The organism is Antribacter gilvus (assembly GCF_003946865.1).
Taxonomy (GTDB): Bacteria; Actinomycetota; Actinomycetes; order Actinomycetales; family Cellulomonadaceae; genus Antribacter; species Antribacter gilvus.
This window is the reverse complement of sequence record NZ_QXTH01000001.1, coordinates 693,271-705,165: the sequence shown is the minus strand read 5'-3', so window position 1 is coordinate 705,165 and position 11,895 is coordinate 693,271. Positions and strand designations below refer to the sequence as shown.

General features: G+C 73.6%; 15 protein-coding genes. 5 read left to right on the top strand and 10 right to left on the bottom strand.

Translation table 11 applies throughout. The features are described 5' to 3' along the window. Nucleotides 1–37 precede the first annotated feature (37 nt). Complete coding sequence (locus D1350_RS03085; protein ID WP_125773679.1) at nucleotides 38–325, top strand: WhiB family transcriptional regulator; 288 nt, start codon at nucleotides 38–40, stop codon at nucleotides 323–325. Nucleotides 326–509: 184 nt separating this feature from the next. Here the strand turns inward: D1350_RS03085 and groES are convergent, their stop codons facing one another. Beyond that, nucleotides 510–806: a co-chaperone GroES gene (groES, locus tag D1350_RS03080; protein WP_125773677.1), complete on the bottom strand. Its 297-nt coding sequence runs from the start codon at nucleotides 804–806 to the stop codon at nucleotides 510–512. A gap of 444 nt (nucleotides 807–1,250) precedes the next feature. Between groES and D1350_RS03075 the strand changes: the two genes are divergently transcribed. The 3 genes from D1350_RS03075 to tsaD are packed head-to-tail and all read left to right on the top strand — an operon-like array spanning nucleotide 1,251 to nucleotide 4,750. Continuing rightward, nucleotides 1,251–2,528 (top strand): class I SAM-dependent methyltransferase, encoded by a 1,278-nt coding sequence (locus D1350_RS03075; protein WP_125773675.1) that lies wholly within the window; start codon nucleotides 1,251–1,253, stop codon nucleotides 2,526–2,528. Beyond that, nucleotides 2,525–3,670, top strand: coding sequence for a glutamate--cysteine ligase (locus D1350_RS03070; protein WP_125773673.1), 1,146 nt, complete (start codon nucleotides 2,525–2,527; stop codon nucleotides 3,668–3,670). The genes D1350_RS03075 and D1350_RS03070 overlap by 4 nt, the downstream gene beginning before the upstream one ends. A gap of 36 nt (nucleotides 3,671–3,706) precedes the next feature. Further along, a complete protein-coding gene (gene tsaD / locus D1350_RS03065; protein ID WP_125773671.1) occupies nucleotides 3,707–4,750 on the top strand; it encodes a tRNA (adenosine(37)-N6)-threonylcarbamoyltransferase complex transferase subunit TsaD in 1,044 nt (347 codons plus the stop codon). 4 nt (nucleotides 4,751–4,754) lie between these two features. Here tsaD and D1350_RS23550 read toward each other — a convergent pair whose 3' ends face one another. The 8 genes from D1350_RS23550 to D1350_RS03025 form a co-directional block, all read right to left on the bottom strand. Then, nucleotides 4,755–5,285: an HAAS signaling domain-containing protein gene (locus D1350_RS23550; protein ID WP_164544999.1), complete on the bottom strand. Its 531-nt coding sequence runs from the start codon at nucleotides 5,283–5,285 to the stop codon at nucleotides 4,755–4,757. 27 nt (nucleotides 5,286–5,312) lie between these two features. Beyond that, entirely contained in the window at nucleotides 5,313–5,663 is a 351-nt protein-coding gene (locus D1350_RS03055) for a PadR family transcriptional regulator (RefSeq protein ID WP_206074394.1), read from the bottom strand. Between the two features lie 144 nt (nucleotides 5,664–5,807). After that, on the bottom strand, nucleotides 5,808–6,686 hold the full coding sequence (locus tag D1350_RS03050; RefSeq protein ID WP_125773669.1) for a sulfurtransferase: 879 nt from the start codon (nucleotides 6,684–6,686) through the stop codon (nucleotides 5,808–5,810). Further along, entirely contained in the window at nucleotides 6,683–7,330 is a 648-nt protein-coding gene (gene rimI, locus D1350_RS03045; protein WP_125773667.1) for a ribosomal protein S18-alanine N-acetyltransferase, read from the bottom strand. Before rimI ends, D1350_RS03050 begins: the two co-directional genes overlap by 4 nt. Next, nucleotides 7,327–8,070, bottom strand: a complete 744-nt coding sequence (gene tsaB / locus D1350_RS03040) for a tRNA (adenosine(37)-N6)-threonylcarbamoyltransferase complex dimerization subunit type 1 TsaB (protein WP_125773665.1) — start codon at nucleotides 8,068–8,070, stop codon at nucleotides 7,327–7,329. The genes rimI and tsaB overlap by 4 nt, the downstream gene beginning before the upstream one ends. Nucleotides 8,071–8,079: 9 nt before the next feature. After that, nucleotides 8,080–8,673: a tRNA (adenosine(37)-N6)-threonylcarbamoyltransferase complex ATPase subunit type 1 TsaE gene (tsaE, locus tag D1350_RS03035; protein WP_125773663.1), complete on the bottom strand. Its 594-nt coding sequence runs from the start codon at nucleotides 8,671–8,673 to the stop codon at nucleotides 8,080–8,082. Beyond that, complete coding sequence (gene alr / locus D1350_RS03030; protein WP_125773661.1) at nucleotides 8,670–9,989, bottom strand: alanine racemase; 1,320 nt, start codon at nucleotides 9,987–9,989, stop codon at nucleotides 8,670–8,672. The genes tsaE and alr overlap by 4 nt, the downstream gene beginning before the upstream one ends. A 9-nt stretch (nucleotides 9,990–9,998) precedes the next feature. After that, nucleotides 9,999–10,955: a pseudouridine synthase gene (locus D1350_RS03025; RefSeq protein ID WP_125773659.1), complete on the bottom strand. Its 957-nt coding sequence runs from the start codon at nucleotides 10,953–10,955 to the stop codon at nucleotides 9,999–10,001. A gap of 74 nt (nucleotides 10,956–11,029) precedes the next feature. Between D1350_RS03025 and D1350_RS03020 the strand changes: the two genes are divergently transcribed. After that, the gene (locus D1350_RS03020) at nucleotides 11,030–11,512 is read left to right on the top strand and encodes a glutathione peroxidase (protein WP_125773657.1); all 483 of its coding nucleotides are present in this window, start codon (nucleotides 11,030–11,032) and stop codon (nucleotides 11,510–11,512) included. A 3-nt stretch (nucleotides 11,513–11,515) separates the two neighbouring features. Here D1350_RS03020 and D1350_RS03015 read toward each other — a convergent pair whose 3' ends face one another. After that, entirely contained in the window at nucleotides 11,516–11,860 is a 345-nt protein-coding gene (locus D1350_RS03015) for a hypothetical protein (protein WP_125773655.1), read from the bottom strand. Nucleotides 11,861–11,895: the final 35 nt, after the last annotated feature.

Genomic DNA, 11,895 nt, shown 5'->3' with positions numbered 1-11,895 from the left:
CTTGAACAACTTCTGCACAACTTGTAGGTTGTTCGGCATGACGGAGATCTCGAGGCTTCCCGGACCGGTGATGGAACTGTGGGAGTGGCAGTACCAGGGGGCGTGCCGCGATGCGGACGACACCTTGTTCTTCCACCCAGAAGGCGAGCGGGGCTCCACCAGGCGCCGCCGCGCAGAGGCAGCCAAGGCGATCTGCCGCAGCTGCCCCGTGATGATGCAGTGCCGGGAGCAGTCGCTCCGGGTGCGCGAGCCCTACGGCGTGTGGGGCGGCCTGAGCGAGGACGAGCGGGCCGCGATCCTGGCCGGCAAGGCTGTCAGCGCCTGAGCACCACACCGATGGCTGTGCCGCGCCCCCTCGCGAGCAGCCGACAACCCTGATTCCCAGCACGTAGCAGTGAGCACGTCCGCAGCACGAGCCCTCCGCGTGACGCACGAAGGCCCCGCACCATGACGGTGCGGGGCCTTCGGCGATCGCGGTGCGAGCCGCGCTCAGGCTTGTGAGCCGAGCGTCAGCTGACGACCACGGCGAGGATGTCGCGAGCGGAGAGCACCAGGTACTCCTCACCCGCGTACTTGACCTCGGTGCCGCCGTACTTCGAGTAGATCACCTTGTCACCCACGGTGACGTCCAGCGGCACACGGTTGCCGTTGTCGTCCACGCGGCCCGGGCCCACGGCCAGGACCTCGCCCTCCTGGGGCTTCTCCTTGGCGGTGTCCGGGATGACCAGGCCGGAAGCGGTCGTGGTCTCGGCCTCGAGAGCCTTGACCACGATCCTGTCCTCGAGCGGCTTGATGGGGACCGACACGTCGGACCTCCTCTTTCGTGAGCAGATCGTTGATCAGCTGCGGTGGTTGTCTGAGCGGGTCGAGCGTTCGGCGTTCCGCCGTCGTCGCGGGTGCCGGCGGGCACGGAACATCTCACGGCACCGCCGCCGGCCCGGCAGAGCCGGGGGCGGCGGTGACACCCCCAAATCTAGGTCGGCGCTAGCACTCGGTCAAGGCGAGTGCCAATCCGCGGGGCGGCGGTGACCGTCCGGCCCCTTCGACATGCGAGCCGTCTCGCGGTCGACGGCCGATCCGTGATGTGCTGGGGGGACGGGGCCTCCGGTCCGGACGCTCCAGAGCGCACGCCCCCACCGGCACTCGGACGGCCCCAGAACGCCAACCACCCACCCCCGTTAGGCAAAGTTCGCGAAAAGGACCCTCCCGAGGTCTCGCCAGCCCCCCGACTCGCATGGAAAGATCTGCCCATGGATGCGGCGATTCTGAGCAAACTTCTCAGCCCGGAAGGTTGGGCACTGCTTGGCGCCCTCCCGCCCTACGACGAACGACTCGCCATGCGGACCGCGACCAGGCTGCGCGAGGGCGGCATCGCACCGGACCTCGCCGCAGCCGCGCTGACCCAGTCGCGCCTGCGCGCCAAGGCCCGGGCCAAGTTCGGCGACTTCGCCGACGGGATGCTCTTCACCCCCGACGGACTCGAGCAGGCCACCCGGCTGCTGGTCGCGGCCGTGCACGCCCGCCGGTACCGCGACGCGGGCACCACCCTCGTGGCCGACCTGACCTGTGGTGTCGGCGCCGACGCCATGACGTTCGCCGCCACGGGCCTGCGCGTGCTGGCCACGGACGTGGACGAGGTGACGGCGGCGATCGCCGCGGTCAACCTGCGCCACTTCCCCGAGGCGGAGGTACGCCACACGGACGGCCTCACGCTCGACCTGCTCGCCGAGGGCGTCGACGGTGTCTACGCCGACCCCGCACGCCGTACCCGCGCCGGGTCCCGCATCTTCGACCCCCGCGCGTACGCTCCCCCGCTCGACGCCGTGTGGGCGCTGCGGGACGTCGTCCCGGCCGTCGGTATCAAGGTCGGCCCGGGCATCCCCCACGAGGGGCTGCCCGCCGACGCGGAGACGCAGTGGGTCTCCGTCGACGGCGACGTGGTCGAGGCCGGCCTCTGGTTCGGCCCCCTCGCGCCCGCGGGGCCCGGCCGGTCCGCCCTGGTGCTCCGCACCGTGACGGACGCCGAGGGCAAGGAGCACACCCTGAGCCGTACCGTCCGGGAGGACCCGGCCACGGTCGTCGTGCCGGACGTCGGCGCCGTGGGTCAGTACCTCTACGAGCCGGACGGCGCGATCATCCGGGCCGGCCTGGTCGCGCACGTCGCCGCCGAGCTGGGCGGGCGGCTCGTCGACCCCACGATCGCGTACATCACGACCGACACGCCGGGAGCGCTGCCCCCGACCGACCCGGCCGCCCTGCACTCGGGCGACGGGGGCGCCGAGGCACCGGTCGCGACCGGGTACCGGGTCCTCGACACGATGCCGTTCGGGCTCAAGCGGCTCAAGGCCTACCTCCGTGAGCGCAACGTCGGCCGGATCACCATCAAGAAGCGGGGGACCGCCGTGGTGCCGGAGCAGCTCCGGTCGCAGCTCGTGCTGACCGGCGGCGAAGAGGCCACCATCATCCTCACGCGGGTCGCGGGATCGCAGCAGATCCTGGTGGTCGAGCCGCTCGGGGGCCGTGGATGAGCACGCCTGCGCGACTGCCGTTCGCCAGGTCGGAGCGGTCGACGGTCGGCCTGGAGTGGGAGCTCGCCCTGGTCGACACCGACTCGGGAGACCTGCGGCAGACCGCCGGGACGGTGCTGGAGGCCCTCGCGCCCGACGGCGACCACCCGCGCTTCAAGTCCGAGTTCCTCCGCAACACCGTCGAGGTGGTCAGCGGCGTGAGCCGCACCGTCGGCGAGGCGGGAGCGGACCTGCAGCGCTCGGTCGAGGAGATCCGCCGCATCACCGACCCCCAGCGCGTCGAGCTGATGTGCGCGGGGACGCACCCGTTCGCGAGCTGGGAGGCGCAGAAGGTCACCGACAAGGACCGCTACACCCGCATCATCGACCGCACGCAGTTCTGGGGCCGGCAGCTCCTGATCTACGGGCTGCATGTGCACGTGGGGGTCGAGGACCGCGCGAAGGCGCTGCCGCTCCTGGCCGGTCTGCTGCCCTACGTTCCGCACCTGCAGGCGCTCTCGGCGTCGTCGCCGTACTGGGGCGGGGTCGACACCGGCTACGCCTCGACCCGCACCCTCCTGTTCCAGCAGATCCCGACGGCCGGCCTGCCCTACCAGTTCGACAGCTGGGAGGAGCTCGAGGCGTACGCCGGCGACATGCTCCACGTGGGCGTGGTGGACCAGTTCAACGAGATCCACTGGGACATCCGGCCGTCGCCCACCTACGGGACGCTCGAGGTGCGCGTCTGCGACGGGCCCACGAACCTTGCGGAGCTCCTGGCCCTCGCCGCCCTGGTGCACTGCCTCGTGGAGCACCTGTCCACACAGCTCGACCACGGGCGCACCCTGCCCACGATGCCGCACTGGTTCGTCCGGGAGAACAAGTGGCGGGCGGCCCGCTACGGCATGGAGGCGATCGTCATCACGGACGCCGACGGCGAGGAAGAGCTCGTCACGGACTCAGTGGGGAAGCTGCTGGTCGAGCTCGAGCCGGTCGCGGAGCGGCTCGGCTGCAGCGCCGAGCTGGCGGGCGTGCGCGACATCCTCCGCTCGGGAGCGTCGTACCAGAGGCAGCGCGCGATGGCCGCCCGGCACGACGGCGACCTGGAGGCCGTGGTGCACGGCCTCGTGGCGGAGATGCGGGCGGGCCGCCCTCTCGGCTGAGGACCGCCCGAGCGCAGGACGCGGGATAATGGGTCCATGGCTGATCCCCTCGTCCTCGGCATCGAGACCTCCTGCGACGAGACCGGCATCGCTCTCGTCCGCGGGAACGAGCTCCTGGTCGACGCTGTCGCGAGCTCGATGGACGAGCACGCCCGCTACGGCGGGATCATCCCCGAGGTCGCGAGCCGCGCCCACCTCGAGGCGATGGTGCCCACGATCCAGCGGGCGCTGGGCGAGGCAGACGTGGACCTCAGCGAGGTCGACGCCATCGCCGTCACCGCGGGCCCCGGCCTCGTGGGGCCGCTGACGATCGGCGCGAGCGCCGCCAAGGCCCTGTCCATCGGTCTCAACAGACCGCTCTACGGCGTCAACCACGTCATCGGCCACGCCGCGGTGGACCAGCTGGTCGAGGGCCCGTTCCCCGAGCGCACCATGGCCCTCGTCGTCAGCGGCGGGCACAGCTCCCTGCTCCTCGTCGAGGACGTCGCCACGCGGGTGACGGAGCTGGGCTCCACCTTGGACGACGCCGCGGGCGAGGCGTTCGACAAGGTCGGCCGCCTCCTGGGCCTGCCCTATCCCGGCGGGCCGCACGTGGATCGCCTGGCCCGTGAGGGCGACCCGCACGCGATCCGCTTCCCCCGCGGTCTCACCGCCCGCAAGGACCAGGAGAAGCACGCATACGACTTCTCGTTCTCGGGCCTCAAGACCGCCGTCGCGCGCTGGGTCGAGGCGCGCACCGACGTCGGCCAGGAGATCCCCCTGGCCGACGTCGCCGCGTCGTTCGCCGAGGCCGTCGCCGACGTGCTGACCGCCAAGACGATCGCGGCCTGCCATCGGCACGACGTCGACACCCTCGTGGTCGGCGGCGGCTTCTCGGCCAACTCCCAGCTGCGGGAGATGGCCGCGAAGCGCTGCGCGGAGGCCGGGATCAACCTCCGCATCCCGCCGATCCGCTACTGCACCGACAACGGGGCGATGATCGCGGCCCTCGGCTCGGCCGTGGTGCGGGCGGGCGTGGCGCCGTCGGCCCTCGACATCCCGGTGGACTCGTCGATGCCGCTGACGACCGTGACCGTCTGACAGGTCAGCGCGCGAGCGCCCGCCAGGCGCGGGCGGCGACGAGGAACACCACGACACCCACGAGGGCGCACCCGAGCACCCAGCCCCAGTGGACCTGCCAGGCGACCGAGAGCTCCTCGGGCGTGTTCACGAGGTCCAGGGTCACGCCGAAGATCGAGACCTCGGCCGCGCCGCTGCCCGCCACGCCCAGCGCCTCGGTGGCGCCGATCCCGACGCCGAACCAGAAGTAGAGCGGCAGCCCGAACGCGACGAGGGCCGCGACGACAGCGCCGTCGTTCCAGCGCGGCGTCGGGACGTCGAGCTCGCTCAGGTACTGCGCGGCGAGCCGGCCCGGGCGGCCCAGGTCGGCGAGTGCGGTAGCCATGCCCGTCTCCTGGGCCGTGGCGGCCAGCTCGGCCCGGAGCTCGCGCAGGATCTGCCGCCGACGCCGGCCGGGGTAGTCCTGCAGGGCGGTCTCGAGGCGGAGCAGGTACCACTCGAGCCGGAGCCGGTCGCCGAACGTCGCGGAGCGGGTGGGGGTGAAGGCGGTGTCCATGAGTTCCTCCAGGTGGGATGGGGACGGTCAGCGGGCGGCGGGTTCGTCGTCGGCCCGGGCACCGAGCAGCCCGACGACGACGTCCGCGAGGTCGAGCCACGCACCGTGGGCGCGCGCGAGCTCGGCGGCGCCAGAGTCGGTGGGGGTGTAGTACTTGCGCGCGGGCCCCGCGGCGGAGGCGACGAGGCGGGAGCTGACCCACCCGTCCCGCTCGAGCCTGTTGAGCACCGGGTAGAGCGTCCCTGTCGTCAGGCCGTCGAGGCCGGCCTGACGGAGGGTCGTGACGAGCTCGTACCCGTACGACTCGCCCCGGGCGCGCAGGGCGCCGAGCACGAGCATGGGCAGCACGCCCTTGAGGAGCTGTGTGTCACCGGTCATAGAAGAAGGCTACGCCCGCTACCTGGTTTTGCCAACTACCTGCCGCCACCAGTTTCCGTCCGTCTGGCTGTGGTACGCAGATGGTCGCCTCCCGGGTCCGGGAGGCGACCATCTGCGTACCACAGCCAGACGGGGGAGAGGAGGTCAGGCCGCCTCGCCCGTCGCCGCCGGGCGGGCCGGGTCGTTCGACCACTGCGACCACGAGCCCGGGTAGAGCGCGGCCTCGACGCCCAGCGTGGCGAGCACCGCGACCTCGTGGGACGCGGTCACGCCGGAGCCGCAGTACACGGCGACGGGTCTGCCCGCCCGGAGCCCGAGCCCAGCGAAGCGCTCGACGAGCTCGCGGTGCGGGCGGAAGCGGCCGCCGTCGGACAGGTTGCCCATGGTGGGCGCGCTGATCGCGCCCGGGATGTGCCCGGCCCGGGGGTCGACCGGCTCCACCTCGCCGCGGTATCGCTCCACGGCGCGGGCGTCGAGGAGCAGGCCACCTCCCGCCGCCAGGGACGCCGCCTGGTCCGCGTCGAGCACGGGCAGCGCGCCCGGCTGGACCACGACGTCGCCCGGCTCGGGCTCGACCTCGCCCACCTCGGTGCCGAGGCCCTCCGCCGTCCAGCCCTGCAGCCCCCCGTCCAGGATCCGCACGTCGTCGACCCCGAAGTACCGCAGGAGCCACCAGGCGCGTGCGGCGGACGTGCCGCCCACCGTGTCGTACACGACCACGCGCGAGCCCTCGCTCACGCCCCAGCCGCGCGCCGCCGCCTGGAACGCCGAGGCGGACGGCAGCGGGTGCCGGCCCTCCTCGGCCGACGCCGGAGCGGCCAGCTCCGTCTCCAGGTCCACGTAGACCGCCCCCGGCACGTGACCCGAGAGGTACTGCGCGTGGCCGTCGGTCATCCCCAGCGCCCAGCGGACGTCGAGCACGACCGGCGCTCCCTCCACAGGGTCGGTGCGGCCCAGACCGCCCCCGAGCCCCAGGTCGGCCGCCAGCTCCTCGGCATCGATCAGCACCAGCTCGCGCGTCATGCGGCGTCTCCTGTCTCGTGGTCGGGCCGACCGTCCTGGTCGACCCCGTCGCCCGGCCCCGGCTGGGCCCCCGGCCCCGGCCCCGGCTGGGCCCCCGGCCCCGCACCCACGACCGGCTCGTCCTCGTACCGCAACGGCAGACGCATCGTGTACGCGTCCTTGTCCTCGGGCTGGTAGTAGCGTTTGCGGACGCCGAGCCGCTCGAAGCCGAACCGCTCGTACATCGCGAGCGCGGCCCAGTTGTCGACCCGGACCTCCAGCAGCACGGCCTCGGCCCGCAAGGCCCGCGACCGGTCGATGAGCGCCTCGAGCAGCAGCCTGCCGACCCCCTGCCGCTGGCACGCCGGGTCGACGCCGATGGTCATCACCTGCGCGACGTCGCCGTCGAACCACAGTCCGGCGTACCCGACGACCGGCTGTGGCCCCACCGCGTCCTCGGGGTCGGGCTCCGCCACGACGTACCAGCGACCCAGGCCGGCCAGCTCGTCGGCGAGCATCCCGTACGTCCAGGCACCCCGGCCGAAGAGCACCCGCTCCAGCTCGAGCACGCGGTCGAAGTCGCTGTTGCGCAGCGGTCGCAGCACGATGCCCGACGCCGGTCGCGCACCCCGGGCGGCCGGCCCGCCCCAGCCCGGGCCGCTCATGCAGAGGCTCCCGTCGCGGGCACCACCCGGCCGACGGGCTCCTGCACGTCCGGGCGGCGGAGGTACAGGGGCTCGGACGGCTGGTCGAGGCCCTGCGCGCGGCGCACGAGCGCGATGCGGGCCAGCACCGTCGCGTCGGGCACGAGGGGTGCGTCCTCCGCGACCGGCAGGAAGTCGGGGTAGAGCATCGCGCCCTCCCCCACGACGTGCACGGCGGCGGTGCCCGCTGCCTCGCTCGTCCCCTCGCCCAGCTGGGCCTGCGCGACGAACCCGGCCCGGGCGACGTCGGGCCCCGCGACGGTCTCCACGACCGGGACGCCCCCGGCGCCCTCGTGCGCGACGACCCGGTACCGGGCCCAGTAGACCTCGCGGCGGCGTGCGTCGGACGTGGCGAGCACCTCGTCGCCCGGCTGGAGGCCCAGGTCGCTCACCGCCTGCACGGCGAGCGCGTCCAGGCTGGGTACGCCGAGGACGGGGATGCCCAGCGCGAGCGCGAGCGTCCGGGCGGTGACGAGGCCCACGCGGAGGCCGGTGAACGGCGCCGGGCCGGTGCCCGCCACCACGGCGGTCAGGTCGGCACGGTCCACCCCTGCCTCGGCCAGGACCTCGGCGATGAGCGGCGCGAGCGACTCCGCATGGCGGCGGCGCTCGTCCGACGTGCGGGAGGCGAGGCGCGCCCCGTCCTCGCCCACCAGGGCGACGGCGACGGCTGCTGAGGTGTCGAGAGCAAGAACTGGCACGGTCCCAGCCTAGTTCGGCCGGGCCCCGAGCAGCCCTGCCAGGTCCACCCCGGCCCAGCGCGGCCCGACGGCGCGGACCGTCGCCCGCCGCACGCCGGCCTCCGGGTCCTCGCCGAGGTCGAGGACAGCCACGCCGTCGGCCCCCGCGACGGACCTCGCCCCGTCCCCTGCCCCACGAGGCCGGACCAGGTCGATCTCCAGGCGGTCGTCCGTGAGCGCCTCGGCCAGGCCCCGGCCCCACTCGACGACCGTCACCGCTTCGTCGAGCGTGGAGTCCAGGTCGAGCGCGTCGAGCTCCGCGAGCGAGCCGAGCCGGTAGGCGTCGACGTGCACGAGGGCCGGGCCGAGGGTGCCGTCGGGTTGCGGCAGCGGCGGGTGCTCGCGCGCCACGATGAAGGTGGGCGACGCCACCTGGCCACGCACCCCGAGGGCCGCGCCGAGCCCCTGGGTGAGCGTGGTCTTGCCCGCCCCCAGGTCACCCGTGAGGATGACCAGGTCGCCCGCCCGCAGGACGCCCGCGAGCGCCCGGCCGAGCCCACGGGTGGACTCCGCGTCGGGCAGGTCGAGCTCCACGGTGGTGAGTCCCGGAGTACTGCCGCTCATGACCACGCTCCCCGCGCTCCGAGCGCCACACCGGCGCCGAGCGCATCCTGACCCCGGTAGACGCGCGGGACGCGCACGCCCAGCCGGGTGACGATCTCGTAGCTGATGGTGCCCGCGGCGCGGGCCCAGTCCTCGGCGTTCGGCGCGCCGGCGTGCGCGAGGCCGTCGGACGCGCCGAACAGGGTGACCACGTCGCCGGCCTGCTCGGTGGCGTAAGGGCCGAGGTCGAGCATGACCTGGTCCATGCAGACGCGGCCGGCGATCCGCAGCACGCGGACGGTGCCGGGTCCGGCGTCGGGCGCGGCGACGTCGCCCACGCCGCCGCCCACCAGGACCGGCCCGCCCTCGCCGAGCGAGCCACCGGACGCGTGCCGCGGGATCCCGTCGGCATAGCCGAGGGGCACCACGCCGAGCACGGTGTCCTGAGGGGCTGTGTAGTAGTGGCCGTACGAGACGCCGCTGCCCGCCGGGATGCGCTTGACCGTGGCGAGCCGCGCCTCGAGCGTCATCGCGGGCGTGAGGCCGTACCGGCCGGGCGCGCCCATCTGCGGCACGGGCGACAGGCCGAAGACGGCGAGGCCCGGCCGCACGAGGTCGTAGTGCATGGTCGGGTTCGTGAGGGTCGCGGCCGAGTTGGCGAGGTGGCGCACCTCGAGGTCGAAGCCGGCGGCCTCGACCTCCTTCACGATGCCGTCGAAGGCTGCCGCCTGGGCGAGGACCGTCGGGTGCGCGGGCTCGTCGGCCACGGCGAAGTGCGACATGACGCCGACCACCTGGACCACCCCCTCGGCCTGGAGAGCGCCGGCCCGCGCGAGCGCCGCGGGCAGGTCCGCCGGCATGATCCCGTTGCGGCCCAGGCCGGTGTCGACCTTCAGGTGCACGCGCGCGGGCCGACCCGCGGCGCGGGCGCCCGCGGCGACCTCGTCCAGCGCCCAGGCGGCGCCGACCGCGACGTCCACGTCGGCCGTGACGAGCTGCTCGAACGGAGCGCCGGGCGCGTACAGCCAGGTCAGGATCCGCGCTGCCGCGGGCCCCACGCCCTCCGCGCGCAGCTGCAGCGCCTCGGCCACCTGCGCGGTGCCGAGCCAGGTGGCCCCGCCCGCGAGCGCCGCCCAGGCGCTCGGCACGAGCCCGTGCCCGTACGCGTCGGCCTTCACGACAGCCATCAGCGCCGCCGTGGGAGCGGCCTCCCGCAGCGCCACGACGTTGTCCCGGATCGCCGCGAGGTCGATCACGGCACGCGCCGGATAGTCCGCGGGGAAAGCGGCTGTCCCGTCCGAGAGGTGGGTGGTGCTCACGATCACCGATTCTCGCATCCTCTCCGCTCAGCGCGGAGGCCACTCCGACAAGGTGCGGCGGGACTCGAAGCGCCTCCGCTCCCCCGTAAAGGGGTCCATCAGCTCGAGCGAGCGCGCGAGGAGCTGGAGCGGCCGGGCGTGGTCGTCGGGATCAGTGTCCCGGAGGTCGGGCCAGAAGGGGTCGTGGAGGATCGGGACCCCGAGCGAGGCCATGTGCAGCCGGAGCTGGTGCGTCTTCCCGGTGTGGGGCTCGAGCCGGTACAGGCCGAGCCCGCGCGCCTCGTCGCGGGCCGCGAGGGCCACGCGGGACTCGGCGTTGGGAGCGCCAGCCTCCTCCTGGGCGCGGGTGACGCCCCGCAGCTTCACGATCCGGGAGCGGACGGTGCGCGGCAGCGCAAGGTCGTCGCGCAGCGGCGCGACCGCCTCGTACACCTTGGTCACCTCCCGCCGGGCGAAGACCTCCTGGTAGGCGCCCCGGACCTCCGGCCGCACCGTCAGCACGAGGACGCCCGCGGTGGGCCGGTCGAGGCGGTGCGCGGGCGAGAGCTCGGGCAGGTCGAGCTGTCGGCGCAGCCGGACGAGGACGGTCTGGGTGATCCAGCGGCCCCGCGGCATCGTCGCGAGGAAGTGGGGCTTGTCGACCACGAGCAGGTTCTCGTCCCGGTGGAGCACCTCCACCTCGAACGGGATCGTGTCCTCCCGCGGCGGGTCCCGGTAGAGGTAGAGGAAGCCGCGCGGCTCGTACGCGGTGCTCGCCGTCACCGGTTCGCCCCGCCCCGTGACCACCTCGCCTGCCGCCACCTTCTCCTCCAGGCGCGCCACGTCGGCGGGGAACCGGTCCAGGAGGTAGTCGAGCGCCCGCTCGTACCGGGCCACCGTCGCCACGTCGTGCGGCAGCACCAGCCGGGTCGGGTTGAGCCCGTCGCGGACGGGCAGGGGATGCCGGGCGCCCCTGGGGGCCGACGGCGGCGGGGCGTACGTCACGCTTCACGGTAACCCGGCGCGGTGGTCGCCCCCGCACTGTCGTGGGGACCGGAGGAGGGCGCACAATGGCCCGCGTGACTCTCTACGACATCCCGTTCCTGACCATGGACGGCAGCGAGACGACCCTCGCGGCCCACCGAGACGACGTGGTCCTCGTCGTCAACGTGGCGTCCCGCTGCGGCCTGGCGCCGCAGTACGCCACGCTGGAGGAGCTGCAGAAGACGTACGCCGACCGCGGCTTCACGGTCATCGGCTTTCCCAGCAACCAGTTCTTCCAGGAGCTGTCCACGGACGAGAAGGTGGCCGAGTTCTGCTCGATGACCTACGGCGTGACGTTCCCCGTGGTGTCCCGCGTCAAGGTCAACGGGCGGCACACCCACCCGCTGTACGCGGAGCTCAAGAAGGCGGCCGACAGCGAGGGCCACACCGGCCGCGTGCGCTGGAACTTCGAGAAGTTCCTCGTGCTCCCAGGCGGCGACGTGCAGCGGTTCGCGCCGAGCACCACGCCGGACGACCCGGCGATCGTCGGCGCGATCGAGGCGCACCTGCCGCGCTGAGCGTCAGCCGCTCACGTCCTCCACGAGGCGCAGGCGCACCAGGACCGGGGTGGTGCCGGGAAGGTCGGAGACCGGCCCCGCCCAGACCCAGGTCCCGGCCAGCCCGTGGTCTCCCGGCGAGGCCTGCGCCTGCAGGTCGTACCGGGAGACCACCTCGTCGGTCACGGACCGGGAGCCCGTCACCACGTCGATCGTGACGATGTCCACGTCCCGAGGGGTGGCGCGGTCCTCCGTGCCACCCAGCAACCGGTCCACGAGGTCCGGCACACCACGCGTGACGCGCAGCGCGATCGTGTCCAACCCCGCCAGGTGGTCGATGACGGAAGTCAGGTCTGTCTTGGTGCTCATGCACCCTTGACGCTCGACGGAGCACAAAGTCACAG